Origin of the sequence: Desertivibrio insolitus (assembly GCF_017355965.1) — a bacterium.
Lineage (GTDB): Bacteria > Actinomycetota > Actinomycetes > Actinomycetales > Microbacteriaceae > JAFIQW01.
Map to the genome: position 1 here is coordinate 58,779 of NZ_JAFIQW010000003.1, position 25,614 is coordinate 84,392.

A 25,614-nucleotide genomic window follows, 5' to 3' on the forward strand; every position below is an offset into this window, starting at 1 on the left:
CGCGGGCGCTAGCCGCGCAGGCGCTCCGCGATCGGGCTCTCGTCGAGGTGCTCGAGGAGGTCGGCCGGGTCGGCGTAGACGGCGAGCGCTCCTGCATCCGTCAGCTCGCCCACGCCCCGACCGCCGGTGAGCACGCCGATCGTGTCGACACCGGCGTTGCGAGCGGCCTCGACGTCCCAGCGGGCGTCGCCGACCATGATCGCCTCGGCCGCGTCGGCGCCGACCTTCTGCAGGGCGGCCTGGATGACGTCGGGCTCCGGCTTCGCGGTCTCGACGTCGCTCGACGAGGTCGCCGCCTCGATGAGCTCGTCGGCGTCGATCGCCTTCAGCAGCAGCTCGAGCTCCTCCTGCGGCGCCGAGCTCGCGAGCACCACCCGCAGCCCGCGCTCGCGCAGCGCCGTGAACAGCTCGGTCACCTTGTCGAAGCGGTGCAGCCGGTTGGCGTGCTTCTCGTAGTACTCGCTGTGCAGCTCCTTCGCCCGGTCGCCGAGCTCCTCCGCGCGCTCCTGCAGCAGTCGCTCGAGCAGCTTGGTCGAGTCGAGTCCGATCGCGGCATGCACGTGCGCGGCCTGCACGTGGACGCCGAGGTCGGCGAAGGCCTGGTGCCACGCGTCGACGTGCAGGTAGTTGGAGTCGACGAGCGTGCCGTCGATGTCGAACAGGACAACGGAGAGCTGACGATCGGTCATTGTTCGATCTGACACGGGTGGCGTGTGAAACGTCTGGATGCACGGCGCGGCAAGGGTGCATAATTGCACTCGTGACGCCGAGTGCAACACCAGGGCTCCGCGAGCGGCGTAAGGAGCGCACCCGCGCCGACCTCATCGCCCGAGCCCGCGACCTGACTAGGGAGGTCGGCCTCAGCGGCTTCACGATCGACGAGCTGTGCGCCGAGGTCGGCATCGCGAGGCGCACCTTCTTCAACTACTTCGCGACCAAGGAGCACGCCGTCATCGGGCGCTCGCACGACGATGAGGACGACGAGATCGTCTTCGAGTCGCTGAAGCGCGACCGCTCCCGGCCGCTCGTCGACCGGATGGCGCAGGTGGCGATCGACCACTTCCACGAGGTCGAGGGGCGGCGCGACGAGGCGCTCGAGCTGATGAGCCTGCTCGAGGACGAGCCGAAGCTCCTCGCGACGATGCTCGAGGTCAACCGTGAGGGCGAGCGCAAGCTCACCGAGGCGATCGCCGAGGTCGAGCAGTTGCCGCCCGACGACCCGCGCCCCGCCCTTGCGGTGCAGTTCGGCGGCATCCTGCTGCACCGCTCGATGCAGCAGTTCCTGCGCCCCGACGAGGAGCGCTCCTTCGAGGAGCTCGTGCACGCCAACGCCGAGCTCGCCCGCTCCCTCTTCCTCCCCACCCACGAAGGACACTCCGCATGACCGCGACCGCCTCGGCGCCGCCCCAGCTGCTGCTCACCAAGCGCAGGATCTGGATCATCTTCTCCGCCCTGATCTCGGGCATGCTGCTCTCGAGCCTCGACCAGACGATCGTCTCCACGGCCATGCCGACGATCGTCGGCGAGCTCGGCGGAGTCGAGCACCAGGCGTGGATCACGACGGCCTACCTGCTCGCGACCACGATCGTGATGCCGATCTACGGCAAGTTCGGTGACGTGCTCGGGCGACGCAACCTGTTCCTGATCGCGATCGCCCTCTTCACGCTCGCCTCCATCGGCTGCGCCTTCGCCGGCGACTTCTGGTCGTTCGTGGTGTTCCGCGCGGCCCAGGGCCTCGGCGGCGGCGGGCTCATGATCCTCTCGCAGGCGATCATCGCCGACATCGTGCCCGCGAACGAGCGCGGCAAGTACCTCGGCCCGCTCGGCGCGATCTTCGGCCTGTCGGCCGTCGGCGGCCCGCTGCTCGGCGGTTTCTTCGTCGACCACCTCACCTGGCAGTGGGCGTTCTACATCAACATCCCCGTCGGCATCGCCGCCTTCACGATCGCCTGGTTCGCGCTCACGCTGCCCAACAAGCGCGCGACGAAGCGCATCGACGTCGCCGGGGTCGTGCTGCTCTCGATCGCCACGACGTGCCTCGTCTTCTTCAGCGACTTCGGCGGCGACTCCGACCACGGCTGGGGCGCGCTCGAGACGTGGATGTGGGGCGCGGGCTTCCTCGCCGCCGCGATCGTCTTCGTGCTCGTCGAGGCCCGCGCCGAGGACCCGATCATCCCGCTCGGCTTCTTCCGCAACGCGGTCTTCGTCAACGCCACCGCTATCGGCTTCGCGCTGGGCCTCGGCATGTTCGCGGCCATCGGCTTCGTGCCGACGTTCCTGCAGATGGCGTCGGGCACCTCTGCCGCGGAGTCCGGCCTGCTGATGCTGCCGATGATGGTCGGCGTGATGGGCACCTCGATCGCGTCCGGTATCGCGATCAGCCGCACCGGCAAGTACAAGCTGTTCCCCATCGCCGGCACCCTCGTCACCGCCGTCGCGATGGTCTTCATGACGCAGCTCTCGGCCGAGACCCCGATCTGGCTCATCTGCGTCTACCTGCTGCTCTTCGGCTCGGGCCTCGGCCTGATCATGCAGGTCGTCGTGCTGGTCGTGCAGAACGCCGTCGACCCGAAGGACGTCGGCACCGCGACGAGCACGAACAACTACTTCCGCGAGGTGGGCGCCTCGCTCGGCATCGCGGTGTTCGGCGCGATCTTCACGAGCCGGCTCTCCGACAACCTCAACGGCGCGTTCTCCGGCGCGGGCTTCTCGCAGGCGGATGCCGCGCAGTCCACCGCCACGCTCGACCCGGCCACCCTCAATGCCCTGCCCGAGGCGCTGCGCACCGACATCGTCGCCGCGTACGCCGACGCGCTCGCCCCCGTGTTCTGGTACCTGCTGCCGTTCCTCGCGGCCGCGTTCCTGCTGTCGCTCTTCCTCAAGCAGATCCCGCTGTCGGATGTCGCGGGCATGATCGCCCGCGGCGAGGCGGTCGGCGGCGAGGAGGCCGAAGCGCTCGAGGCCGAGCAGCGCGCGAACCGTCAGGCGCCCGCCGCCGCGACCGGCGAGCATCGGGAGAGCGCTCCTACGAAGGACTGACCAGGAGTCGGGAGTCCGGTTTGAGCCTCGGGCGAAACCGGACTTCCGACCAGGACTTTCGTCCTTGATTCCGTTGTCAATCGGCGTATAGTCGCCGCTCGTGACTATTGAGGGTCGGTCGCCGAAACGGTGGCTGCTCGGAGAACCTCTCCCGTCCGACAAGCTCGAGGGGCAACTTCTCCGGAAGAGATTCGCTCTCCCGATCTTCGCCAGTGACCCGCTCTCCTCCGTGGCGTACGCGCCGCAGGAGCTGCTGCTGATCCTGACGCTCGGAGGGCTCGCGTTCCTGTCGTTCGCGCCGTGGGTGGCGGCGGCCGTCGTCGTGCTGCTCGTCGTCGTCGTCGCGTCGTACCGCCAGCTGATCAAGGCCTACCCGTCCGGCGGCGGCGACTACGAGGTGGCGCACCGCAACCTCGGCGAGAAGGCCGGGCTCGTCGTGGCATCCGCCCTGCTCGTCGACTACGTGCTGACCGTGGCCGTGTCGGTCGCGTCGGGCGTCGACAACATCATCTCCGCGTTCCCGGAACTCAACCCGGCCCGCGTCGAGATCGCCATCGGCTTCGTCATCGTGCTCGCCGCCGTGAACCTCCGCGGCGTCTCCGAGTCGAGCAAGGCGTTCGCCGTGCCGACCTACCTCTTCATCGGCAGCGTGCTCGTCATGGTCGTCGTCGGCCTCGCCCGCACGCTCGCCGGCGACGCCCCGATCGCCGAGAGCTCGCAGTACACCGTCGAAGCGCACGAGCTCTCGCAGGCCGCCTTCGTGCTCCTGCTCCTCCGCGCCTTCGCGAGCGGATGTTCCGCGCTCACCGGCGTCGAGGCGATCAGCAACGGCGTGCCCGCGTTCCGGATGCCGAAGGTGCGCAACGCCCAGCGCACGCTCGTGCTCATGGGCGGCATCGCGATCACCCTGTTCGTCGGCGTCACCGCGCTCGCGCTCATCGCCCGCGTGCACTACGCCGAGGCCCCCTGCGACCTCGTCGGCTGGGCCGAGTGCGCGACCGAGCCGCAGCTCAGCGTCATGGCGCAGCTCGCCGCCGCCACGTTCGGCGCGGGCAGCCTGCCGTTCTTCGTCATCCAGGCCGCGACCGCCGCGGTGCTGCTCCTCGCCGCGAACACCGCCTTCAACGGCTTCCCGCTGCTCGGCTCGGTGCTCGCGAAGGACAGCTACGCACCCAAGTCGCTGCTCACCCGCGGCGACCGCCTCGTGTACTCCAACGGCGTCATCGTGCTCGCGCTCGCGGCATCCGTCATCCTGCTCGTCTACCAGGCGAGCGTCACCGGGCTGATCCAGCTCTACATCATCGGCGTCTTCGTGAGCTTCACCCTCGGCCAGATCGGCATGGTGCGCCACTGGCTCCGGATGCTGCGCGAGGGCTGCACCGACCGGCAGACCGTCGTGCGGTCGCTGTCGATCAACGCGGTCGGTGCGACCCTCACCGGCGTCGTGCTCGTGGTCGTGACTATCACCAAGTTCACGCACGGCGCGTGGCTCGTCTTCGCGATCATGCCGGTGCTGTTCTGGGTGATGCTGCGCATCAACCGCTACTACGGCAAGGTCGAGCGCGACATCGCGGTCGACGACGTGACCGAGTTCGGCTCGGCCGGCGACCACGGCATCGTGCTCGTCGGGCGCATGCAGAAGCCCGTGCTCAAGGCCCTCGACTACGCGATCGCCGCGCGGCACGCGTCGCTCGAGGCCGTGCACGTCTCCACCGACGACGCCGCGACGCAGAAGCTGCTCGCCGAGTGGGAGAAGCAGAACATCGAGGTGCCGCTCACGGTCGTGCCCTCGCCGTACCGCGAGATCGCGACGCCGCTGATCTACCACATCAAGCAGCGGCGCGAGGAGGTCGGCCCCGAGGTCGTCACCGTCTACACGCCGGAGTACATCGTCGGCCACTGGTGGGAGGAGCTGCTGCACAACCACCGCGCCCGCCGCATCCGCAACCGCCTCATGCTGTGCCCGGGCGTCACCGTCGCGGTCGTGCCGTGGCTGCTCGACTCGTCGCGCGCGCTCTACACGCGCACGTCGCGGCCGCTGCCCGGCCAGGACCGTCGCGGCGAGCCCCTGCGTCCTCCGCTGAAGCGAGCGCACATCCCGCTCGACGGGCGCCCGCGCGACCTCAACGCGACCCCCGGACGGCCGGAGAAGCGCGACGCCCTCACGGGGCAGGGACCGCACGGCCTGTGAGCCGCGCGGCCGACCTCGGCGCGGTCGCCCTCGGCGGACTCGCCGGGGGCGCGGTGCGTCTGGCGGTCGACTCGACCGTGCCGCCCGGCGCGTTCCCGTGGGGCACGCTCGCGATCAACACGCTCGGCTCGCTCGTGCTCGCGCTGCTCGCGGCGTGGCTGTGGCCCGTGGCGCCGCGGCTCGTGCGGCTCGGCGTCGGTCCTGGGCTGCTCGGCGCGTTCACGACGTTCTCCGCGGTCGCGGTGTCGGCGATCACGCTGCCGCTCGCGGCCGCGGTGACCTACATCGTCGCGACGCTCGTGCTCGGTTTCGCGGCCGCGCTTGGCGGGCTCGCGCTCGGGCGGGCGCTCACTCCCCCAGCGGACGCCGCATGATCGCGCTCGTCACCGTCGTCGCGGCCGCGCTCGGCGCGGTGCTGCGTCAACTGGTGACCGTCGCGCTGCCGGCGCCGTGGGGCGTGCTCGCCGTGAATGCCGTCGGCAGCGCGCTCGCGGGCGCCGTCGTCGCGATCGCACCCGCCGACCTGCGGCTCGTGCTCGTGACCGGGCTCGCCGGCGGCCTCACGACGTTCAGCACGTTCAGTCTCGAGACCGTGGAACTCGCGCTCGAGGGGCGGTGGCGGGTCGCCGTGGCATCCGTCGCCGCGAACCTCGTGCTCGGGATCGGGCTCGCGGGGGCCGGGTTCGTGGTGGCGTCGGCGCTGGTGTGAGGCGCGCGTGACCCGCTGGTTGCGGCGTCTGTAGGACGGGCGCCGCGACGCGCCGCGCGACCGGTGGCGGGGTGCGGCGTGTCGGTACGGGGCTCCTACAGAGGCCGCAGTGCCCGGCCGGTTCTCTCGGCAGGACAGATGCCGCGACGCGCCGAGTCTCCGCGCGCTCGGGCGGCGTGTCGCCGGGCTTGTCCTGTTGAAGGGACGCCCATGGCACGCGAGCGGGCTCCGCGGCAGCGCAGCGCCGAAGCAGCGCTAGCGACTAGCGGATGCCGTCGACCGCGGTGCTTGCGGACGGGGCGCTCACGGCGGCCTTCGCGTACGCGGGCTCGGCAGCGGCGAGGCCGGCGATCACGCCGGCGAGGGCGACGGCCGCGGCGAGCAGGCGCGCGCGGAGAAGAGGGGACTTGAACATCGGGACTGGCTTCCTGGCGTCGATGGCCCTCGAACGGGGGCCGAAGATGCGGACCCGATACGGTACTCGACCCCCGCCCCGCCGCGCTGGCCAAAGACGAGCAGCATGCGGATTTCGGATGCCTGGCCGGAACACTGCCGATCGCGCTAGCCCGGCACCACGACCGCCGCGGGGCCTCGAGGGGCACCGCGCTCCAGTCATCCGTCAGCCCTTCTCGGCTCCCGCGGTCGTGTTCATGATCCGGCGCTGGAAGATGAAGAACAGGATTGCGACCGGGATGGTCATGAGCACGGCGGCCGCGAGCTGCAGCGGGTACTGGTTGCCTTCGCCGAGCTGCCCCGAGACGAGCGAGGCGACCCCCGTCGTCAGGGTGTTGAGCTCGCTGCTCTGCCGTGACACGACGAAGTGCGCGAACTCGTTCCACGAGCCTTGGAAGCTGAGGATGAACAGCGTCACGAGAGCGGGCCGGGCCATGGGGAGCACGATGGTCCAGAACGTTCGGAAGACGCCGGCGCCGTCGATGCGTGCCGCCTCCTCGACGCTCACCGGGATCGAGTCGAAGAACTGCTTCATGATGAAGATGCCCGCGGCGGTCGACAGCAGCGGCACGATCATGCCGGCGTAGCTGTCGTACATGCCGAGCTGCTGCAGGATCAGGAACCGCGGGATGAGCAGCACGACGTTGGGCACGCTCAGCACGGCGAGGAACGCGGCGAACAGCAGCGTCCGCCCGCGGAACTTCAACCGCGACAGCGCGTAGCCCGCCAGCGAGTCGAAGAACATGCGGCCGATCGTGACGAACACCGTGATGAGCACCGAGTTGCCCGCCCACCGAGCGATGTCGGTGTCGTTGAACAGCCGGTCGTACGCGGCGAACGTCACCGTGCCGGGCAGCAGCGCGAGCGCGTTCTGGGTCGCCTCGGCATCCGTCTTGAAGCTCGACGCGATCGAGATGAGGAAGGGGTAGATGTAGATCAGCGCGAGGGCGACGAGCATCAGGTAGCTCAGGGTCGCGCCGGTCAGCAGCCGCGCGCTCGGGCGGCGCTTGCGCGGCGTGATGACGCGGCCGTCGTGCCCGCGCGGCTCGGTCGTGGTCGGCTTCTCCGCGATCGCGGTCATGTCAGTCCCTCCGTCCGGCCCCGGCCTCGAGCCGGATCGTGCCCTGCGCGAGCGCGGCCTCGTTCTGCCGTTGGTCGTCGCTCGGGTTGATGCGCCTGCGGTCGCGGCGCTTCTCGGTGTCGCGGTCGCGCAGGATCCAGCGCTGCAGCAGCGTCAGCGCGACGATGATCGCGAACAGGATGAACGCGATCGCGGCGCCTCGTCCCCAGCGCAGGTCCTCGAACGACGTGTCGTAGGCGAGGAAGGCGGGGGTGAGCAGCGTCTTGCCAGGGGCGCCGGCGCCGGTCAGGTAGATCTGGTCGAAGACCTGCCAGGTGCCGATGAGGCCGAGCGTCAGCACGGTGAACAGCGTCGGCTTCAGCATCGGCAGCGTCACCGAGAAGAACTTGCGGAAGACGCCCGCCCCGTCGATCTCGGCGGCCTCGTCGATCTCCTCGCCGATGTTCTGCAGCGCGGCGAGGAACAGCAGCATGAACGTGCCCGACGTCGTGAAGATCGCGAGCACGATGAGCGTGACCATCGCGACCGACGGGCCGCTCAGCCAGCTCCACCAGGTGAGGCCGAGCGGACCCTCGCCGGCGAGGAACGCGGGGGCGGAGGTGACGCCGACCGCACCCAGGAGGTTGTGGATGACACCGCTCGGGTCGTTGAACCAGTTCGGGCCGTCGATCGAGAGCACCGAGAGCAGCTGATTGACCGCACCCGAGGCGCTGAAGAGGAAGAGGAAGACCACGGTGATCGCGATGGAGCTCGTCACCGACGGGAAGTAGAACGCGGTGCGGAAGAAGCCGCGCCCCTTGAGCACTCGCCGGTTGACCTGCACCGCGAGGAACAGGGCGAGCGCCGTCTGCAGTGGCACGACGAGCAGCACGTAGTAGATGTTGTTGCGGAGGCTGGTGCCGAAGTCCTCGCGTGCGAGGCCGTCCTCGGTGAGCACGTCGGCGTAGTTCTCGGCACCGACGAACTGGGCGCGACCGCCGATGGGCGATCCGAGTCCGTTCCAGTTCGTGAAGCTCACCCACAGGGCGAGCAGGATCGGCAGGGCGAGGAAGACGCCGATGATGACGATGGACGGCAGCGTGAAGAGCCATCCGGACACCGCCTCGTTGCGGCGGATGCCTGAGCGCTTGGCCAACTGGCGCCCTCCTTTCTGGTGGGTGTCGGCGGTCGAGTAGGCGGTCGACGGATCGAGAGCCTCACGAAGTGAGCGAGGTTTCGATCCTCCATGCCGCGCTACCCGACCGCCGGGTCGGGCGTCAGCCCCGGCTCTCCTCGAGCGCCGCCTCGAGGTTCGACTGCAGGTCGGACAGGAGGGCCTGCGGATCCGCGGAGTCGAGCGACTCGAGCGACGCGTTGAAGTCGGCGATCACGTCGGCCGCGCCGGCGAAGGCGACGGGGCTCTCGGCGTACTCGGCACCCGCCACGAAGGCCTGGTTCTCCGGGTAGGTGGTCGCGTACTCCTGCGAGGCCGCCTCGGTCGACGGGATGACACCGAAGGCGTCGGCGAAGGCGAGCTGCTGCTCGTCGCTCGTCAGGAACTCGACGAGGCCCGTCGTGTCCTCGAGGTTCTCCGAGCCCGCCGGGATACCCCAGCAGTTGCTGAAGCTGTAGGTCGACTGCCCGCCAGGGCCGGCCGGGAGCTCGACGACCTGGTAGTTCACGTCGGGGTAGTCCGCCTCGAGCGCGCCGTTGATCCACGGGCCCTCGATCACCATGCCTGCCGTTCCGGTGCCGAAGGCCTCGCCGGCCCAGCCGGCGCCGAGGTCGGCCGGGAACTGCAGCACGCCGGCTTCGAGGAGGCCCTGCACGTACTCGAGCCCCTCAACGTTCTCGGGGCTGTCCGCCGTGACCTCGGTGCCGTCCTCGCTGACTATCGAGCCGCCGGCCTGGTTCATGAAGAGACCGATGCGGGCGTACTCGGCGCCGAACGAGAGGCCGGTGACGCCGCTGTCGGTCAGGCGCTGCGCGGCGTTCTGCAGCGACGCCCAGTCGGTCGGGATGTCGGCGTCCGTCAGCCCCGCGGCCGCCCACAGGTCGGTGTTGATGACGAGGCCGAGGGTCGAGAAATCCTTCGGCGCGCAGTAGAACTCGTCCTCGAACGTGAACGTCTCCGTCAACGTGGGGAGGAAGTCCCCCGAGTTCGCCAGGTCGGACGCGTAGGGCTCGAGGTACTGGTTCGAGGCGTAGGTCTGGAACTGGTCCCAGCTCATGTAGAAGATGTCGGGCGGGTTGTTGCCCGAGAAGCCCTGGCCGAGCTGCTGGGTGAGGTCGCTCGCCGCGACGACCTCGACGTCGACTCCGCTCTCCTCGCTCCAGGCGTCGACCGCGGACTGCACGGCCTGCGTCTCGGCGTCGCCGGAGGACCCGATGAGCATCGTGAGGCCCTCGTCGCCGGAGCCACCACCGGAGCCGGAACACCCGGCGAGCGCGACGGCGAGCCCGGAGGCCACCGCCAGCGATGCGACCCGCACCGCCGTCTTCTGCTGCTTCATTGCATTTCCTTTCATGGGCGCGAGCCCGTTTCCTGGTGCCTGCCCGGCAGCGACGCCGGACCGGGGTCTGGATGGAGAAGCGGCCTCGTCTCACGGACCACGAGGCGCGGGGTCACGAGCCGATGCGCGGAGTCGGCGCCGCGCACGACGGAGTCGCCGGTCTCGCCCAGCAGGAGCTCGAGCACGCCGGCAGCGACGCGGTCGAGCTGCTGCTCGACACTGGAGAAGCCGACGGCATCCGCGACCGGGGTGTCGTCGAAGCCGATGACCGGCACCTCGCGGTGCCCGACGGACGCGAGTCCGAGCAGGGCGCCGAGCGCGAGGGAGTCGCTCGCGCACACGACGGCGTCGACCTCGAGCACGGGGCCGAACGCGTCGACGACGGCGTGGCGGGCGAGCGGGGCGCCGTCCTCACTCGTGACGACGAGTTCCTGGAGCGCATGCTCGCCGACGACGGGACGCATCGCGTCCTCCCAGCCGCGGCGGCGGTCGTCGCCCGTGCCGGAACCGGCGGGCCAGCCGAGGAACGCGACGCGGCGGCGTCCCTGCGCGAGGAGATGTTCAGTCGCCGCGCGCACGCCCGCGCGCCCGTCCACGTCGACCCAGTGGTGGCGCGGATCGTTGATGTCGTCGACACCCCAGGGGCGCCCGAACGTGACGAACGGCACCTCGTTGTCGATGAGCCATTCGGTGCGCGGGTCGCCGTGGAAGGTCGAGGTCAGCACGAACGCGTCGACGTCGGCGGCGTCGTTCAGCCGCCGGATCTGCTCGATCTCGTCCTCGGGATCCTGCGCGGTGAAGAGCAGCACCCGCATCGACCGCTCGGCGGCCTGCGCGGTGAGGGCGTGCAGGAACCGGTCGTGGATGGAACCCGAGATCCCTGCGGCCATCGCGTCGAGCCGGATGCCGATCGTGGACGAGCGACGGGTCCGCAGTCGCCGGGCGGATGCGTGGGGGCGGTACCCCAACTCACGGATCGCCTGCTCGACCCGCTCCCGCGTGCCCTCCCGCACGATCGAGGGGCTGTTGAGCACGTTGGACACGGTCTGTCGCGAGACTCCGGCGACGCGGGCGACGTCCGCCACCGTGGGCTGTACTCCCATGCCCGCCTCCTCGCAAGCCGATCCGAAGAACTTTGATCGTTCAAATCGTGGTCACTATATTTGCTCGGGTACGAGGGTCTGTCAACGAGGCCGGCCCCGCCGACGAGCGCAGGGAGCTCCACCGGGATGGTCGAACAGGTGTCGACGACACGACTGCAACCGCTGCTGCACGACGGGATCGTGGTGCTCCGCGCCCCGTCGCAGGTCTGGTCCGACGAGCGGGGCGCCATCGGCACGACCCCCATCTCGGGCGCGTACCTCGGCGACGTGCGGCTCGTGCGCGAGGAGTCCGTCACGGTCGGGGGCGACCCCGGCGAGCACATCGCCACCGCCCCCGAGGGCGCCAGCGCCGTGCACTTCACCGCCCTGCACCGCGGCCTCGACGACCACGGCGCCGACCCCGACGTCCGCTCCCGGCTGACCCGTCGCGTGCACACGAGCGGCGTCGACACCACCTTCACCCTGACGAGCCGGCTCGGCCGCGAGCTCGCGACCGCGGTGCGCGTGGAACTCGTCGCCGATGCGACCGGTATGGACGACATCAAGGCCGGACTCGGCGCTCCCGCCGACGTGCAGGTCGTCGCCGGCGAGGAGCAGACGGATGCCACGTGGGCCGACGGCGCGGTCACGGCGACGCTCTCCGCTCCGGGCGCGACCGTCGACCTCGACGGCACGCGCATCACCCTGACCTGGGACCTGACCGTGGCGCCGCGCTCCGAGGCATCCGTCACCTGGTCACTCCGAGCGACCGACGCGGACGCCGTGGTCGCCGGCGTCGAGACCGACGTGCCGTGGAGCGTGCCCGTGATCGCGGCGGGCGACGACCGTCTCGGCCGCTGGGTCTCGCAGGCGCTCGACGATCTCGAGTCGCTGCGCCTCACCACGACGAAGGACCCCGACTCGGTGTTCCTCGCGGCGGGCGCGCCCTGGTTCTTCACCCTCTTCGGCCGCGACTCGATCTGGGCCGCGCGCTTCCTGCTGCCCCTTGGCACCGAGCTCGCCGCCGGCACCCTGCGCGTGCTCGCCGGGCTGCAGGGCGAGGAGCACACCCCGGCGAGCGCCGAGCAGCCGGGCAAGATCATGCACGAACTGCGCCGCGAGACGCTCGAGATCCCGGGTGAGGGCGTCGCCCTGCCGCCGCTCTACTACGGCACCGTCGACGCGACCGCCCTGTGGATCGGGCTGCTGTACGACGCGTGGAAGTGGGGCCTCCCCGACGAGGACGTGCGCGCACTGCTGCCCTCCCTCGTCGCCGCGCTCGACTGGATGCGCGACTACGGCGACAGCGACGGCGACGGACTCCTCGAGTACGTCGACGAGACGGGCCACGGTCTCTCGAACCAGGGTTGGAAGGACTCCGGCGACAGCGTGCAGTGGCGCGACGGCACGCTCGCCGACGGCCCGATCGCGCTGTGCGAGGTGCAGGCGTACGCCTACGAGGCCGCGATGCATGGCGCCGAGCTGCTCGAGGCGTTCGACTTCGCCGACGGCACCGAGTGGCGGCAGTGGGCGGCGCGGCTGCGCGAGCGGTTCCACGAGACGTTCTGGGTGGATGCCGAGGGCGGCGCCTACCCCGCGATCGCGCTCGACCGCGACAAGCGCCCCGTCGACACCGTCACCTCGAATCTCGGTCATCTGCTCGGCACGGGCCTGCTCGACGAGCGCCAGGCCGCCCTCGTCGCGCGGCGGCTCGTCTCGCCCGAGCTGTCGTCGGGCTACGGGCTGCGCACCATGTCCACCGACTCGGCCGGGTACTGGCCGCTCGGCTACCACGGCGGCAGCGTCTGGACCCACGACACCGCGATCGCGATCGCGGGCCTCGCGCGCGACGGCTTCGTCGAGGAGGCGGGCGTGCTGATGCAGGGGCTGCTCGCCGCGGCATCCGGCTTCGACTACCGCATGCCCGAGTTGCACTCGGGCGACCCCGCCTCGGAACTCAGCCGCCCCGTGCCCTACCCTGCCGCCTGCCGCCCGCAGGCGTGGTCGGCCGCGGCGGCCGTGAGCGTGCTCGCGAGCGCGCTCGGCTTGACCCCGGATGCCCCGGGCGGCGTGCTCCACGTCGCGCCCGCCGGGGCCACGGCGCTCGGCGCGCTCACCGTGCGAGGACTCCGCTTCGGCGAGGCCGTCGTCACCATCGCGGTGAACGCCGACGGCGAGGTCACCGGCGCGAGCGGCGCGCCCATCGAGGTCGGCTGAGCCAGCCCTTCCGGCGGCGGAGTAGCCCGCGCAGCGGGCGTATCGAGACCCTCGCACGCCCGCGTCATCCGGACCCCTTCTGCAGGTCCTGAGCAGTTCTGCCCGGGACCTGCCGAAACGGCCCGGGCCACCGTCACCGCCGCGGGTCGAGCACCGTGATGCCGGTCGGCGAGGCGGTGCCGGCCTGCGGCAGCAGCTCGGCGGCCTCGGCGAGCCCGACCGTTCCGGTGAGCAGCTCCTGCGGACGCAGGGCCCCGGATGCCACTAGCCCGAGCATCGACGGGTAGTCCGCCGCGGCCATGCCGTGGCTGCCGAGCACGTCGAGCTCCCAGGCGATCACCCGGTCGAGCGGCAGGGCGGTCATGCCCTCGGCGAGCAACCCGATCTGCACGTGGCGTCCGCGCCTGCGGAGCGACCGCACGCCCTGTGCGGCGGTGGCGGCAGCACCGACCGCGTCGATGCTCACGTGCGCCCCGCCTCCGGTCAGGTCGGCGATGCGCGCGGAGATGTCGTCCTCGGCGAGCACCGCGTGCTCGGCGCCGAGCCGCAGCGCGAGCTCGAGGGCCGCGGGCGACCGGTCGACGGCGATCGGGCGGCCGCCCCGGGCCGCGGCGATCATGATCGCGCTGAGACCGACGCCACCGGCGCCGAAGACCGCGACCCACTCCCCCGCCTCCACACGGGCGCGCTCGGCGACCGCTCGATAGGAGGTCGCGAAACGGCAGCCGAGGCTCGCCGCCGAGGCGTCGTCGAGAGCGTCCGGCACGGCGACGAGGTTGAGATCGGCGGCGCGAACGGCGACGAGTTCCGCGTGCGAGCCCCAGTGGGTGAAGCCCGGCTGCGTCTGGTTCGGGCACACCTGCGCCTGCCCGGAGCGGCACCAGACGCACTCGCCGCAGCCGTTGACGAACGGCGCCGTGACGCGATCGCCCACCCTCCACCGCTGCACTCCGGCGCCGACCGCCTCCACCGTGCCGACGAACTCGTGTCCCGGCACGTGCGGCAGCGCGACGGTGTCGTCGTGACCGACCCAGGCGTGCCAGTCGCTGCGGCAGAGCCCGGAGGCTGCGACGCGGACGACGGCGCCGCCCGGCGGCACGGCCGGCGCCGCCACGTCCGCGACGCCGATCGGTCCACCGAAGGTCTCGTAGAGCAGGGCCTTCATCGTTCGTCTCCCTGAGTTGCTTGTACCGATCGCATCGTCAGACGGCCTCCGCGCGGACGGGACCGGTGCGGCGCACCTTGAGGAACCCGTCGACACAATCCCAGACCACGATGCCGAGCGTGACCGCCGTGATCACCGCGACCAGCGGACTGCGCGCGTCGTCGAGGCCCGGCTGCCCGAGCGCCTCGAAGAACGCCGCGGCGAACAGCCGCTCGGTGAAGAGCAGCCACAGGGCTGGCACGGCGAACAGCACGTTCTGCGCGACGTTGATCCACGCGAGGCGCGTCGTGTAGCGGCCGGTGCACCATGCGGCGACCGCGATCGGGATCTCGGCGAGGATCAGCACGGCGAAGTAGGGCAGCCAGAAGCTCCAGAGCGCGGGCTCGAAGAGCGGGATCGGGGCGCCCGAGTCATCCGTGAAAACCGAGGAGAACTGCTGCCAGACCAGAGCGCCGACGGCGATGACCGCGAACACGGTCGTCGCGATGACGTCGGCGAGTCGCCCCTTGGCGGTCGGCATTTGCGGCAGGCGCTCCAGCGTCCAGGGCGCGAGTCCGCGCTTCTCGGGGGCGGTGCGCTCGACGAGCGCGAAGACCAGCGTGGTCCAGAACACGAGGTGCACGGCGACCGACAGCGCGATGCCGATCGCCGTGCCCACGATGCCGCCGGCGGGCGTTCCCGCGATGAGGTTGGCGAGCACGACGGCGAAGACGACGGTCGGCAGCACGACCGCGAGCAGCACCTTGAGCAGGCGCCACCAGTCGAGGAACACGTCGGGCCCGAGGAGGTACAGCGGCCGGTCGACGTACTCGGCGGCGAGGCGCACCGGGTCGCCGAGCTCGGTGAGCACGGCGCGCTCGGCCTGCTCCTCCGGCTCGCCGGCCTCGAGGCGGGCGTCGACGGCGTCGGCGATCGATCCCCGCAGCTCGCGCTCGATGTCGGGGCGCTGCTGCTCGGGCAACGCGCGCAGGGCGGCGTAGACGTAGCGGTCGGTGAGGGTGGTCATTGCTCGTTCCCTTCTCGAAGGGTGCTGATGGCAGTCGTGAGGGAGTTCCAGTCCTCGAGCAGCGCACGTAGCAGGCGCTCCCCGTCGGGGCTCGTGACGTAGAACTTGCGCGGACGGGACTCGTCCGTGTTCCAGACGCTCTCGAGCAGCTTCTGCTTCTCGAGGCGACGGAGGAGGGGATACAGGGTGTTGGCCTCCACCGGGAAGCCCGCCTGATCGAGCGACTCGAGCAGGGCGTAGCCGTAGCCGGGGCGGCGGAGCAGGGCGAGGCACGCGAGGACCACCGTGCCGCGTCGCAGCTCCTGGAGGTGCCCGGAGAGGAGGTCGTCGTCCATGTCGCTCACGATACTGTGTTAGGCACACCAATGGCGACGGCGCATTATCGTCCTCCTCCGTCTTCACTAGCGTCGGCGCGAGGAGGCCCCGATGATCCGAAGGACGCTGCTCGCGCCGCTACGAGTCCTGGCCCGTGCCGTGCAGGTGTTCCTCACCGCGCTCGCGGCGCCGCACGGGCGCATCCGGCCGTCGCAGGCCGAGACGGACCTGCGTCGACGCCCCGACGATTACCGCCCGTAGACGGTCAACGCCTGCGCCGGCACCGTGACCGGCACGACGTCGCCGACCGCGAGCCGCGCGGCATCCGCAGGTCGCACGTCGGCGGCGAGCGGACCGAGGTGCACGCGCACGTGGTCGCCGCGCGGCTCGATGAGCGTGACCGCGAGGTCGACCGAGGTGTCGGTTGCCTCGAGCCGCACCGCGTCGGGGGCGAGCGCACCCCACGCCGGGCCGTCGGCCGCGTCGACCGGAAGCGCGACACCGTCGACCTCGAAGGCCCCGTCGTGCATCCGCCCCTCGAGCAGCTCGAGGCCGGCCAGCTGCGCGGCGAAGCGGGTGCGCGGGCGGGCGAACAGCTCGGCGGGCGGCCGCACCTCGGCGACGTGACCGCGATCCAGCACGACCACGCGGTCGGCCAGCACGTGCGCGTCGTACACGTCGTGGGTCACGAGCACCGCGGTGCGATCGGCGAGCACGCGGGCGAGCATGCTCCGGATGCCAGGGGCGGCCGCGACGTCGAGGCTCGACAGCGGCTCGTCGAGCAGCAGCACCCCGGGCTCGGCGGCGAGGGCCCGCGCGACCGCGACTCGCTGCGCCTGCCCGCCGGAGAGCGAGCGCGGCATCCGTTCCGCCAGGTCCAGCGCGTCGGCCTCGGCGAGCCAGGTGCACGCGGCCGCCCGGGCCTCGAGCCGCGACATCCCGCGTGACCGGGGGCCGAACTCGACGTTCTCGAGCACGCTGAGGTGCGGGAAGAGCAGCGGGTCCTGGTGCAGGATCGCGACCGGACGCTGGTGCGGCGCGAGGTGGGCGCGTCCGTCGAAGAGCACGGTGCCGCCGACGGTCGCTCGCCCGGAGTCGGCGCGCAGGCCACCCGCCAGCAGCCCGAGCAGGGTCGACTTGCCCGCGCCGTTCGGCCCGACCACCGCGACGGTGTCGCCCGGCGCGACGTCGAGCGCCACCTGCCAGCCGCGGTCGGCGACGGATGCCTCGAGCGCGAGCGCGACGGGTTCCGGCGTGTTCCACCTGGCGGACTGTCTCTGCTGCTCCCGCTCGCGCGCCCGCCGCTCGACGCGGGCCGGCGCGCTCTGCAGGCGTGCGGCGCGGGCGTCGAGGCGCCCGGCGAGCGCGACCACCACGAGGGCGACCACGACGAGCAGCAGGGAGAGCGCGATCGCGGCATCCGGATCGAGTTCGCGCTGCAGGTAGATCTCGAGCGGCATCGTGCGTGTGACGCCCTGCAGCGACCCGGCGAAGGTGAGCGTCGCGCCGAACTCGCCGAGCGCCCGCGCGAACGACAGCACGGTGCCCGAGAGCAGCGCCGGCAGCGCGAGCGGCAGGGTGACGCGGCGCAGCACGCGCGTCGGGCGGGCGCCGAGGGTCGCGGCGACCTCCTCGTAGCGGGTGCCGATCGCGCGCAGGGCGCCCTCGAGGCTCAGCACGAGGAACGGCAGCGCGACGAACGTCTGCGCGATCACGACGGCGAGCGTCGAGAACGCGATCTGCACGCCGAGCACCTCGAAGGCACCGCCCAGCAGGCCGCGCCGGCCGAACGTGTAGAGCAGCGCGATGCCGCCGACCACGGGCGGCAGCACGAGCGGCAGGAGCACGATGGCCCGCAGCATCCGTTGCCCGGGGAAGCGCACGCGGGCGAGCACGAGCGCCATCGGCACCCCGAGCACGACGCAGAGCACGGTCGAGGCGAGCGAGGTGCGGAGGCTCAGCAGCAGGGCGTCGCGCGCCTCCGCGGAGGCGACCAGCGGCCCGAGCTGGGTCCAGTCGAGGCGCAGCGCCATCGCGACGATCGGCAGCACCACGAACACGGCGCCGACCGCGGCGAGGGCGAGCACCCACCGCGGAACGAGGGCGGTCTTCACGGCGCCCCGAAGCCGGCGGCGTCGAGCACGTCGCGCCCCTCGGGCCCGAGCACGAAGTCGACGAAGTCGCGCGCGAGGGCGCTCTCGCCGGTGCGCCCGATCAGGTAGCGGTTGACGGCACCGGATGACTCGGGGAACGGCACCCCCTCGACCCGGTCCGCCGCGGCGAGCACGTCGGTGCGGTAGACGAGGCCCGCATCGGCCTCGCCGGCGGCGACCTTGCCGAGCACGCTCGTGACCGACGGCTCCTCGCTGACCGGGGACAGGGCGATGCCTGTCGCCTGCTCGACGCGCTCGGTGGCGGCGCCGCACGGCACCTGCGGCGCGCAGACCACGACGGTGGCGTCGGCCAGGTCGGCGAACGACGCGATGCCGGCGGGATTGCCGACCGGCACGGCGATCTCGAGGGCGTTGGTCGCGAGCGACGCGGCCGGCTCCTGCAGCAGCCCGGCGTCGGCGACCCGCTGCATCGTCGCCTCGTCGGCGCTCGCGAAGACGTCGGCGGGCGCGCCCTCGACGAGTTGCACCGCGAGGTCGGAGGACCCGGCGAAGCTCAGCTCCACCCGCGTGCCGGGGTACTCGGCCTCGAAACGCTCGGCGAGTTCGGGAAACACGCCCGTCAGCGACGCGGCGGCGAAGACGGTGACGGATGCCTCCTGCTCGGCGGCCGCGGGCGCGCAGCCGGACACGACGAGGGCCCCCGCGACGGCCCCCGCGGCGAGCGCGGCGCGAAGCATGGGCTGAGCCTAATCGCGCGCGCCGAGGCATCCGGATGCGCGACGATCGAGGAATGGAAGAGCTCTCCCTCGCGCTGCCGGCCGCGACCCGCCCGCACCTCGTGCTCGTGCGGCACGGTGAGACCGAGTGGAGCCGCACCGGGAGGCACACCGGCGCGACCGACGTCCCGCTGACGGACGAGGGGCGCGAGCAGGCGCGGCGGGCGGGCATCGCGCTCGGCCGCCGCGAGTTCGGGCTCGTGCTGACGAGCCCGCGGCAGCGCGCCCGCGACACCGCGGCGCTCGCGGGTCATCCGGAGGCCGAGGTCGAGCCGGGCCTCGTCGAGTGGGACTACGGCGAATATGAGGGGCTCACGACCCCCGAGATCTCCGAGCAGGTGGGGCGGCCCTGGCTGCTCTGGACCGACGGCGTGCCCGGCGGCGAGACGCTCGCCGAGGTGGCCGAGCGCTGCCGCGACGTGATCGACCGGGTGACGCCGACCCTCGAGGCGGGCGAGGACGTGCTGCTGTTCGCGCACTCGCACCTGCTGCGGGTGTTCGCGGCGACGTGGCTCGGCGAGCCGATGCTCGGCCGCTCGCTCTACCTCGGCACGGGCGCGGTTTCGGTCCTCGGCCGCGAGCACGGCAACCCGGCCGTCGTGAAGTGGAACATCATCCTGCCGGCGCTCGACTAGGCAGCGGCCCGCCGGCCGTAGCCCGCGCCAGCTCTCCGTACCGGGGGCCTCAATGAGACCCCGCGCAGCTCTTACCGAGCCGCGCCCCTAGAACTTCGACAACTGCGCGACCACCTGGCGCGCGATCATCCGTCCGGCCCGGTTTGCGCCGATCGTCGACGCCTGCGGCCCGTACCCGGCGAAGAAGATGCGCGGATCTCGGTACGCCGCCCCGTTGCCGACGGTGACGCCGCCCGTCTTCTCGCGCAGCCTGAGCGGCGACAGGTGCCGCAGCTCGGGCCGGAACCCGGTCGCGAAGATGATCGCGTCGGCGTGCTGCAACGACCCATCGGAGAAGCGCACGCCGTCGGGCTCGATCGCCTTGAACATCTCGCGGCGGTCGAGCACGCCGCGTTCGATGCCGGCCTGGATGCGGCGGGTGCGCGCGACTCCGGTGCCGCTGACGATGCTCGGCAGGGCTCGCCCGGCGCGGGCGGCCTCGTCCTGCTGCTCGACCGCCTGCCGCCGGGCCTCGATGTCGAGCTCGCCCTCGTCGAGGAAATCGATGGGGCGGCGGCTGACCCAGGTGAGCGACTTCGCGGTGTGCTCGAGCTCAAGCAGGAACCCGATCGCGCTCGTGCCGCCGCCGACCACGACGACGTCCTGACCCTCGAAGTCCTCTGCCTGCCGGTAGTCGGAGGTGTGCACGATGCGACCGGCGAAGGTGTTGAGGCCCGGGTACCAGGGCACGAAGGGCGCACCCCAGGTGCCGGTCGCGTTGACGACGGCATCCGCGATGTACTCCTGGCCGCCCTCCGTCGCGACGACGAGGTCGAGCTCGCGATTGAACACCCGCGTCACCTCGACGGGACGGCGCACGGCGAGTTCGAAGTGCTCCTCGTAGAGGCGGTAGTACTCGGCGACGACGTCCTTCGCCGGCCGCTTGCGGTCGGCGGTCTCGAAGCTGAGGCCGAGCTCCTGCATCCCGGGCAGATCGTTGACGCGGTGCGCGGAACCGAGGCGCAGTGCCTCCCACCGGAACTGCCACGCGCCCCCGGTGCCGGGTCCGCGGTCGAGCACGACGAGGTCGTCGGGCGGCTCGATGCCGAGCCGCTTCAGGTAATACGCGGTGGAGAGTCCGGCCTGACCAGCACCGATGACGACGACCTTCGCCCTGTGCGGCGGAAGGGGTTCCGGCTCGGGCGGGGGCTTCGAACGGCTCCAGAAGGGCATCGCTTCAATCGTCTACTACTCGCGCGTGATACGCTAACGGCCAGGTTTTCATTCGATCAGGTGGTCCCGTCATGCCTTCAGGGCTCGGGCGCAAGACACGAGGGAGTCACGCATGGGGCGCGGCCGTCAGAAGGCGAAGCACACCAAGGTGGCCCGGGAGCTGAAGTATTTCAGCCCCGACACGAACTATGCATCGCTCGAGCGTGAGTTGAGCGGCGGATCGCACGCCGACGAAGAGAAGTGGCCGGAGTACGCGTCGTATGGCGCGAGCGACGACTACGACGACGAGGACGAAGGTCGCGGCAAGACCGCTTGACCGTGTCCTGACGGATGCATCTCCCGGCACGGGCGAATCCTGCCGTAGGCGGGTGTGCGTCGCCACGCCTGGCGGCCGTCCGCCTCGCACGCCAGCATGAGCATGCGCGGGTGTCCGCTCGCGCGCCCATCGGCGACGGGGAGTGCGTCATGCTGCGAGGACTCGCGACGATCAGCTTCTTCGCGGACGATCTGGATGCCGCGCGGCGGTGGTACGCCGAGTTGCTCGGTATCGACGCGTACTACTCCTACCCACCCGGGCAGCCTCCGGCCTACGTGGAGTTCCGCATCGGCGACTACCAGCACGAGCTCGGCATCATCGACCGGCGCTTCGCTCCCGGAGCCGGCGACGGCCAGGCGCGCGAGCCCGGCGGGGCCGTGGCGTTCTGGCACGTCGACGACGTGAGCGCCGCACTCGAACGGCTGCAGGATCTCGGCGCCGTCGTGTACGAGCCGCTCGTTCAGCGCGAGGACGGGTTCGTCACGGCATCCGTCGTCGACCCCTTCGGCAACGTGCTCGGCGTGATGTACAACCCGCACTACCTCGACGTGCTCGGCGAGCCGAGAGCGCGAACGGATGCCGAGGGCGGAACGGCCTGACCAACGCGAACGGCCGGCCCCCGAAGGGACCGGCCCTCGCTGCCGCAGAGCGTCAGTCCTGCGGGATGTAGTCGAACTCCTCGGGGTTCGGCCCGATGCGCTCGTTCTTGTCGAGACCGTCGATCGCCGACATGTCGTCGCCGGTCAGCTCGAAGTCCCAGAGCTCGAAGTTCTCGACCACGCGCTCGCGGGTGACCGACTTCGGGAACACGATGTCGCCGCGCTGGATGTGCCAGCGGAGCGTCACCTGCGCCGGCGTCTTGCCGAGGCGCTGCGCGATGCCGGTGATGGTCTCGTCGCCGAGCACCTTGCCCTGCGCGATCGGCGACCACGCCTCGACGGCGATGCCGTGCTGCTTGCTGAACTCGCGCGTCTCGTTGTTGGCGAAGTACGGGTGCACCTCGATCTGGTTGACGGCCGGCACGACACCGGTCTCGTCGAACAGGCGCTGCAGGTGCGCGGGCTGGAAGTTCGAGACACCGATGGCCTCGACGCGTCCGGACTCGAGGATCTTCTCGAGCGCCTTCCACGTGTCGACGTAGTCGATGTCGATCGTCGGCAGCGGCCAGTGGATGAGGAACAGGTCGAGGAAGTCGAACTTCATCACGTCGAGCGAGCGCTGGAACGCGTCGGCCGCGGCCTGCGGGTCGTGGTACCCGTTGTTCAGCTTGCTCGTGACGAAGACCTGCTCGCGCTCGAGCCCGGACTCGCGCACGGCCTCGCCGACCTCGGCCTCGTTCCCGTACATCTGGGCGGTGTCGATGTGGCGGTAGCCGATCTCCAGCGCCGTGAGGGTGGCCTGCTTGGTCTCCTCCGGCTTGATCTGGAAAACCCCGAAGCCGAGCTGCGGGATCTCGACCTCGTTGTTGAGCATGACGGTGGGGATGTCTTCAGCGGCTGTCATCTCGCTCCTTTCGCTCCTTCCACGCTAGAAGCGCCCAGCCCATGGACGCGAATCGAGGAGCACACGCACAGTCAACCGTCAGTGACGGGGTGCGGGCGCAACCCCGCCATCGACCCACGAGCCCGCACTCGGCAGATGACGGAGTCGCAGATTGATGGCGGGTTCGCGCTCCGCGAGCAGCGGAGCAGCGGGGGTGGGACCAGCCCGCGAGCAGCGGCGCCGGCAATGCGGCATCCGATCGCCACTCCGGCATACAACCGCATGCCGCTTTCACGTTCCGATGCGTCCCCGACCCGCGGCGCCGGCAACGCGGCATCCGATCGCCGCTTCGACATACAACCGCATGCGGATTCTCCGTTCGGTGCGTCCCGACTCGCGGCGGCGGCAACGCGGCAACCGACCGCCACTCCGGGATACAAGCGCGTGCCGCTCACACGTTCAGTGCGTCCCGCCCGCGGCGCCGACAACGCGGCATCCGATCGCGAAACCGGCATACGACCGCATGCCGCTTTCACGTTCGGGCGCGTCCCTGACCCTCGGCGCTGGCAGCGCGGCATCCGATCGCCAAGACGGCATACAACCGCATGCCGGTTTCGCGATCGGGTGCGTCCCGACCAGCGGGGAAGCCGCGGCAGACGGACGCAGCGCGCCCAGCCTCAGCTCGCCTGGTTCGCCTCGACCCAGTTCAGGTACTCGGGGCTCACGCTGCCCGTCACGTACTGCCCGGTGAACGGGCTCATCTCGAGGTCCTTGACGCTCGAGCCCTCGACGATCGCGGCGTGCATGTCCTCGACCTCCTGGTAGATCAGGTGGTCGGCGTGCAGGGCCTGCGCGATCTCGGGGATCTTGCGGTCGTGCGCGATCAGCTCGTGCCGCGTCGGCATGTTGATGCCGTACACGTGCGGGTAGCGCACGGGCGGGGCGGCCGAGGTGAACGTGACCTTGTTCGCGCCGGCGGCGCGGGCCATGTCGACGATCTCGCGAGAGGTAGTGCCGCGGACGATCGAGTCATCCACGATCAGCACGTTCTTGCCCTTGAACTCGCTCGACATCGCGTTGAGCTTCTGCCGCACGGAGCGGGTGCGCTGCTCCTGCCCCGGCATGATGAAGGTGCGGCCGACGTAGCGGTTCTTGTAGAAGCCCTCGCGGTACTCGACGCCGAGCTTCTGCGCGACCTGCATCGCCGCCGGGCGCGACGAGTCGGGGATCGGCATGACGACGTCGATGTCGCCGAGCGGTGCGTGCTTCGCGACGGTGTCCGCGAGCCGGTTGCCGAGCCGCAGCCGGGCCTCGTAGACCGAGATCCCGTTCATGATCGAGTCGGGGCGGGCGAGGTACACGTACTCGAACGAGCACGGCACGAGCACCGGGTTCTTCGCGCACTGACGCGACACCATCTCGCCCTGCATGCTGATGAACACAGCCTCGCCAGGCGCGACGTCGCGGATGACCTCGTAGCCGCCGGCCTCGAGCACGAGCGACTCGCTGGCGACGACCCATTCGTCGTGGTCGCGGCCCTCGCGCCGGCCGAGCACGAGCGGGCGGATGCCGAACGGGTCGCGGAACGCGAGCAGACCCTGCCCCGCGATCATCGCGATCGCCGCGTACGAGCCCTCGACGCGCTCGTGCACGCGCTCGATCGCGTTGAAGACCTGGTCGGGGTCGAGCTGCTCGCTCGTCACCTGGGCCTGCAGCTCGTGCGCGAGCACGTTGACGAGCAGCTCGGTGTCGGAGTTCGTGTTGAGGTGACGGCGGTCGACGTGGAAGAGCTCCTGCGTCAGCTCACGCGTGTTCGTGAGGTTGCCGTTGTGCACCAGGATGATGCCGTACGGCGCGTTCACGTAGAACGGCTGGGCCTCCTGCTCGCTGGACGCCGTGCCGCGGGTCGCGTAGCGCACGTGTCCGAGGCCCATCGTGCCGAGCAGCGAGCGCATGTCGCGCGTGCGGTACGCCTCGCGCACCTGGCCGCGCGCCTTGTGGATGTGGAAGGTGCGTCCCTCGGCGGTGGCGATGCCGGTGGAGTCCTGTCCACGGTGCTGCAGCAGACCGAGTGCGTCGTACACCTGCTGGTTGACGGTGCTCGAAGAGACGATGCCGACGATGCCGCACATTCGGGAGGGAGCTCCAGCCAATAGGATCGGTGACTGCCCCGGAAGCGGGACCGAGCACACATCCTCCCATGCTCTCGAGGAGCGCGCAGTCATGGCCAACCCCTACGCCGAGGCCGGCGTCGACACCGCTGCCGGCGATCACGCCGTCGAACTGATGAAGGCGGCCGTTGCGGCGACGCACGGACCCAACGTGTTCGGCGGGGTCGGCGGCTTCGCCGGCATGTTCGACGTCTCCTTCCTCAAGGACTACCAGCGCCCCGTGCTCGCGACCTCGACCGACGGTGTCGGCACCAAGGTCGCGATCGCGCAGGCGATCGACAAGCACGACACGATCGGGCAGGACCTCGTCGGCATGGTCGTCGACGACATCGTCGTCACCGGCGCGAAGCCGCTGTTCATGACCGACTACATCGCGTGCGGCAAGGTCGTGCCCGAGCGCATCGCCTCGATCGTCGCGGGCATCGCCAACGCCTGCGCGGCCACCGGCACCGCCCTCGTCGGCGGCGAGACCGCCGAGCACCCGGGCCTCCTCGGTCCCGACGACTACGACGTCGCGGGCGCCGCGGTCGGCGCGGTCGAGGCCGACGCGATCCTCGGCCCGCAGCGGGTGCGATCCGGCGACGTCGTGCTCGCGCTCGCGTCATCCGGCCTGCACTCGAACGGCTTCTCGCTCGTGCGCGCCATCCTCGCCAAGCGCGGACTGAAGTACACGGATGTCTCCGACGAGCTCGGCCCCGTCGGCGAGGCGCTGCTCGAGCCGACCCGGCTCTACACGACCCCCGTGCTCGACGCGATCGGCCAGCATGCGGGCATCCGCGCGCTGAGCCACGTCACGGGCGGCGGTATCGCGCAGAACCTCGCCCGTGTGCTGCCGCGCGGCTCCTGGGCCGAGGTCGACCGCTCGACGTGGTCGCCGTCGCCGGTGTTCCGCGTGCTGAGCGACTGGAACGGCATGAGCCTCGAGAGCACCGAGGGCACCTGGAATCTCGGCATCGGCTTCCTCGCGGTCGTCGATGCGGCCGAGGCGGACGCCGTCGCGGAGACGTTCACCGCGGGTGGCATCGACACGTGGCGCGTCGCCGAGGTGTCGACCGACGCGCGCGACCTCGACGGGTTCGAGCAGGGCGCGAAGGGCGTCGACGGCGGCGCCGTGCGCCTGGTCGGCAGCTACCGCGACTAGAGCCGCGGTGCGAGGCG

At 71.0% G+C, this 25,614-nt stretch carries 25 protein-coding genes; 11 read left to right on the forward strand and 14 right to left on the reverse strand.

The window, feature by feature from the left end; all coding sequences use genetic code 11:
• Positions 1-8 precede the first annotated feature (8 nt).
• Positions 9-689, reverse strand: a complete 681-nt coding sequence (locus tag JUB10_RS06995; RefSeq protein WP_207454988.1) for an HAD family hydrolase — start codon at positions 687-689, stop codon at positions 9-11.
• 71 nt (positions 690-760) lie between these two features.
• Between JUB10_RS06995 and JUB10_RS07000 the strand changes: the two genes are divergently transcribed.
• From JUB10_RS07000 to JUB10_RS07020, 5 genes are all read left to right on the forward strand, one after another.
• Positions 761-1,384 (forward strand): TetR/AcrR family transcriptional regulator, encoded by a 624-nt coding sequence (locus JUB10_RS07000; RefSeq protein WP_207454989.1) that lies wholly within the window; start codon positions 761-763, stop codon positions 1,382-1,384.
• Positions 1,381-3,039 carry an MDR family MFS transporter gene (locus JUB10_RS07005; protein WP_207454990.1) on the forward strand — a complete coding sequence of 553 codons (1,659 nt, stop codon included), beginning with the start codon at positions 1,381-1,383 and terminating at the stop codon, positions 3,037-3,039. Before JUB10_RS07000 ends, JUB10_RS07005 begins: the two co-directional genes overlap by 4 nt.
• A gap of 133 nt (positions 3,040-3,172) precedes the next feature.
• The gene (locus JUB10_RS07010) at positions 3,173-5,230 is read left to right on the forward strand and encodes an APC family permease (RefSeq protein WP_207455958.1); all 2,058 of its coding nucleotides are present in this window, start codon (positions 3,173-3,175) and stop codon (positions 5,228-5,230) included.
• Positions 5,227-5,604 (forward strand): fluoride efflux transporter FluC, encoded by a 378-nt coding sequence (locus tag JUB10_RS07015; protein WP_207454991.1) that lies wholly within the window; start codon positions 5,227-5,229, stop codon positions 5,602-5,604. The genes JUB10_RS07010 and JUB10_RS07015 overlap by 4 nt, the downstream gene beginning before the upstream one ends.
• Positions 5,601-5,939: a fluoride efflux transporter FluC gene (locus JUB10_RS07020; protein ID WP_207454992.1), complete on the forward strand. Its 339-nt coding sequence runs from the start codon at positions 5,601-5,603 to the stop codon at positions 5,937-5,939. Before JUB10_RS07015 ends, JUB10_RS07020 begins: the two co-directional genes overlap by 4 nt.
• A 262-nt stretch (positions 5,940-6,201) precedes the next feature.
• Here the strand turns inward: JUB10_RS07020 and JUB10_RS07025 are convergent, their stop codons facing one another.
• From JUB10_RS07025 to JUB10_RS07045, 5 genes are all read right to left on the reverse strand, one after another.
• Positions 6,202-6,354, reverse strand: coding sequence for a hypothetical protein (locus tag JUB10_RS07025; RefSeq protein WP_207454993.1), 153 nt, complete (start codon positions 6,352-6,354; stop codon positions 6,202-6,204).
• A 204-nt stretch (positions 6,355-6,558) separates the two neighbouring features.
• Positions 6,559-7,473, reverse strand: coding sequence for a carbohydrate ABC transporter permease (locus JUB10_RS07030; RefSeq protein WP_207454994.1), 915 nt, complete (start codon positions 7,471-7,473; stop codon positions 6,559-6,561).
• A gap of 1 nt (position 7,474) precedes the next feature.
• Positions 7,475-8,608: a carbohydrate ABC transporter permease gene (locus JUB10_RS07035; RefSeq protein ID WP_242682321.1), complete on the reverse strand. Its 1,134-nt coding sequence runs from the start codon at positions 8,606-8,608 to the stop codon at positions 7,475-7,477.
• 121 nt (positions 8,609-8,729) lie between these two features.
• Entirely contained in the window at positions 8,730-9,965 is a 1,236-nt protein-coding gene (locus JUB10_RS07040; protein ID WP_207454995.1) for a sugar ABC transporter substrate-binding protein, read from the reverse strand.
• Between the two features lie 11 nt (positions 9,966-9,976).
• A complete protein-coding gene (locus JUB10_RS07045; RefSeq protein ID WP_207454996.1) occupies positions 9,977-11,068 on the reverse strand; it encodes a LacI family DNA-binding transcriptional regulator in 1,092 nt (363 codons plus the stop codon).
• Between the two features lie 138 nt (positions 11,069-11,206).
• On the opposite strand from JUB10_RS07045, the gene JUB10_RS07050 reads away from it, so the two are divergent.
• On the forward strand, positions 11,207-13,264 hold the full coding sequence (locus tag JUB10_RS07050) for an amylo-alpha-1,6-glucosidase (RefSeq protein ID WP_307859132.1): 2,058 nt from the start codon (positions 11,207-11,209) through the stop codon (positions 13,262-13,264).
• A 133-nt stretch (positions 13,265-13,397) separates the two neighbouring features.
• Here JUB10_RS07050 and JUB10_RS07055 read toward each other — a convergent pair whose 3' ends face one another.
• Genes JUB10_RS07055 through JUB10_RS07065 form a run of 3 tightly spaced genes read right to left on the reverse strand, consistent with a single transcriptional unit; the run spans position 13,398 to position 15,770 of the window.
• Positions 13,398-14,429: a zinc-binding dehydrogenase gene (locus JUB10_RS07055; RefSeq protein WP_207454998.1), complete on the reverse strand. Its 1,032-nt coding sequence runs from the start codon at positions 14,427-14,429 to the stop codon at positions 13,398-13,400.
• A 37-nt stretch (positions 14,430-14,466) separates the two neighbouring features.
• Positions 14,467-15,435 carry a permease prefix domain 1-containing protein gene (locus JUB10_RS07060; protein ID WP_207454999.1) on the reverse strand — a complete coding sequence of 323 codons (969 nt, stop codon included), beginning with the start codon at positions 15,433-15,435 and terminating at the stop codon, positions 14,467-14,469.
• Positions 15,432-15,770, reverse strand: a complete 339-nt coding sequence (locus JUB10_RS07065) for a PadR family transcriptional regulator (RefSeq protein WP_207455000.1) — start codon at positions 15,768-15,770, stop codon at positions 15,432-15,434. Before JUB10_RS07065 ends, JUB10_RS07060 begins: the two co-directional genes overlap by 4 nt.
• A 91-nt stretch (positions 15,771-15,861) precedes the next feature.
• On the opposite strand from JUB10_RS07065, the gene JUB10_RS07070 reads away from it, so the two are divergent.
• Positions 15,862-16,011: a hypothetical protein gene (locus tag JUB10_RS07070; protein ID WP_207455001.1), complete on the forward strand. Its 150-nt coding sequence runs from the start codon at positions 15,862-15,864 to the stop codon at positions 16,009-16,011.
• Here the strand turns inward: JUB10_RS07070 and JUB10_RS15140 are convergent.
• Entirely contained in the window at positions 15,999-17,864 is a 1,866-nt protein-coding gene (locus tag JUB10_RS15140) for an ABC transporter permease (RefSeq protein ID WP_374191695.1), read from the reverse strand. The two genes, JUB10_RS07070 and JUB10_RS15140, sit on opposite strands and share 13 nt — an antisense overlap.
• Positions 17,861-18,601 (reverse strand): molybdate ABC transporter substrate-binding protein, encoded by a 741-nt coding sequence (gene modA / locus JUB10_RS07080; protein ID WP_207455002.1) that lies wholly within the window; start codon positions 18,599-18,601, stop codon positions 17,861-17,863. The genes JUB10_RS15140 and modA overlap by 4 nt, the downstream gene beginning before the upstream one ends.
• 53 nt (positions 18,602-18,654) lie before the next feature.
• Here modA and JUB10_RS07085 point away from each other — a divergent pair, with 53 nt between their 5' ends.
• Positions 18,655-19,275 carry a histidine phosphatase family protein gene (locus JUB10_RS07085; protein WP_242682323.1) on the forward strand — a complete coding sequence of 207 codons (621 nt, stop codon included), beginning with the start codon at positions 18,655-18,657 and terminating at the stop codon, positions 19,273-19,275.
• An 87-nt stretch (positions 19,276-19,362) separates the two neighbouring features.
• Here the strand turns inward: JUB10_RS07085 and JUB10_RS07090 are convergent, their stop codons facing one another.
• Positions 19,363-20,487, reverse strand: a complete 1,125-nt coding sequence (locus tag JUB10_RS07090) for an FAD-dependent oxidoreductase (RefSeq protein ID WP_207455003.1) — start codon at positions 20,485-20,487, stop codon at positions 19,363-19,365.
• Positions 20,488-20,599: 112 nt separating this feature from the next.
• On the opposite strand from JUB10_RS07090, the gene JUB10_RS07095 reads away from it, so the two are divergent.
• Both JUB10_RS07095 and JUB10_RS07100 read left to right on the forward strand, forming a co-directional pair.
• Positions 20,600-20,803, forward strand: a complete 204-nt coding sequence (locus JUB10_RS07095; protein ID WP_207455004.1) for a DUF3073 domain-containing protein — start codon at positions 20,600-20,602, stop codon at positions 20,801-20,803.
• 110 nt (positions 20,804-20,913) lie between these two features.
• Positions 20,914-21,402, forward strand: coding sequence for a VOC family protein (locus JUB10_RS07100; protein WP_307859133.1), 489 nt, complete (start codon positions 20,914-20,916; stop codon positions 21,400-21,402).
• A gap of 52 nt (positions 21,403-21,454) precedes the next feature.
• Here JUB10_RS07100 and JUB10_RS07105 read toward each other — a convergent pair whose 3' ends face one another.
• Entirely contained in the window at positions 21,455-22,306 is an 852-nt protein-coding gene (locus JUB10_RS07105; protein ID WP_207455005.1) for an aldo/keto reductase, read from the reverse strand.
• A 656-nt stretch (positions 22,307-22,962) separates the two neighbouring features.
• Positions 22,963-24,417: an amidophosphoribosyltransferase gene (gene purF / locus JUB10_RS07110; RefSeq protein WP_207455006.1), complete on the reverse strand. Its 1,455-nt coding sequence runs from the start codon at positions 24,415-24,417 to the stop codon at positions 22,963-22,965.
• Between the two features lie 91 nt (positions 24,418-24,508).
• Between purF and purM the strand changes: the two genes are divergently transcribed.
• Complete coding sequence (gene purM / locus JUB10_RS07115) at positions 24,509-25,597, forward strand: phosphoribosylformylglycinamidine cyclo-ligase (RefSeq protein ID WP_207455007.1); 1,089 nt, start codon at positions 24,509-24,511, stop codon at positions 25,595-25,597.
• The last annotated feature ends 17 nt before the right edge of the window (positions 25,598-25,614 follow it).

Excerpts from the sequence above, each read along its gene's own strand:
- purF (WP_207455006.1), bottom strand. The coding sequence starts at position 24,417 with ATGTGCGGCATCGTCGGCATCGTCTCTTCGAGCACCGTCAACCAGCAG.
- JUB10_RS07020 (WP_207454992.1), top strand. The coding sequence starts at position 5,601 with ATGATCGCGCTCGTCACCGTCGTCGCGGCCGCGCTCGGCGCGGTGCTG.
- JUB10_RS07095 (WP_207455004.1), top strand. The coding sequence starts at position 20,600 with ATGGGGCGCGGCCGTCAGAAGGCGAAGCACACCAAGGTGGCCCGGGAG.
- JUB10_RS07105 (WP_207455005.1), bottom strand. The coding sequence starts at position 22,306 with ATGACAGCCGCTGAAGACATCCCCACCGTCATGCTCAACAACGAGGTC.
- JUB10_RS07045 (WP_207454996.1), bottom strand. The coding sequence starts at position 11,068 with ATGGGAGTACAGCCCACGGTGGCGGACGTCGCCCGCGTCGCCGGAGTC.
- modA (WP_207455002.1), bottom strand. The coding sequence starts at position 18,601 with ATGCTTCGCGCCGCGCTCGCCGCGGGGGCCGTCGCGGGGGCCCTCGTC.
- JUB10_RS07030 (WP_207454994.1), bottom strand. The coding sequence starts at position 7,473 with ATGACCGCGATCGCGGAGAAGCCGACCACGACCGAGCCGCGCGGGCAC.
- JUB10_RS07005 (WP_207454990.1), top strand. The coding sequence starts at position 1,381 with ATGACCGCGACCGCCTCGGCGCCGCCCCAGCTGCTGCTCACCAAGCGC.
- JUB10_RS07070 (WP_207455001.1), top strand. The coding sequence starts at position 15,862 with ATGATCCGAAGGACGCTGCTCGCGCCGCTACGAGTCCTGGCCCGTGCC.
- purM (WP_207455007.1), top strand. The coding sequence starts at position 24,509 with ATGGCCAACCCCTACGCCGAGGCCGGCGTCGACACCGCTGCCGGCGAT.
- JUB10_RS07040 (WP_207454995.1), bottom strand. The coding sequence starts at position 9,965 with ATGAAGCAGCAGAAGACGGCGGTGCGGGTCGCATCGCTGGCGGTGGCC.
- JUB10_RS07055 (WP_207454998.1), bottom strand. The coding sequence starts at position 14,429 with ATGAAGGCCCTGCTCTACGAGACCTTCGGTGGACCGATCGGCGTCGCG.
- JUB10_RS06995 (WP_207454988.1), bottom strand. The coding sequence starts at position 689 with ATGACCGATCGTCAGCTCTCCGTTGTCCTGTTCGACATCGACGGCACG.
- JUB10_RS07085 (WP_242682323.1), top strand. The coding sequence starts at position 18,655 with ATGGAAGAGCTCTCCCTCGCGCTGCCGGCCGCGACCCGCCCGCACCTC.
- JUB10_RS07060 (WP_207454999.1), bottom strand. The coding sequence starts at position 15,435 with ATGACCACCCTCACCGACCGCTACGTCTACGCCGCCCTGCGCGCGTTG.
- JUB10_RS07090 (WP_207455003.1), bottom strand. The coding sequence starts at position 20,487 with ATGCCCTTCTGGAGCCGTTCGAAGCCCCCGCCCGAGCCGGAACCCCTT.
- JUB10_RS07025 (WP_207454993.1), bottom strand. The coding sequence starts at position 6,354 with ATGTTCAAGTCCCCTCTTCTCCGCGCGCGCCTGCTCGCCGCGGCCGTC.
- JUB10_RS07065 (WP_207455000.1), bottom strand. The coding sequence starts at position 15,770 with ATGGACGACGACCTCCTCTCCGGGCACCTCCAGGAGCTGCGACGCGGC.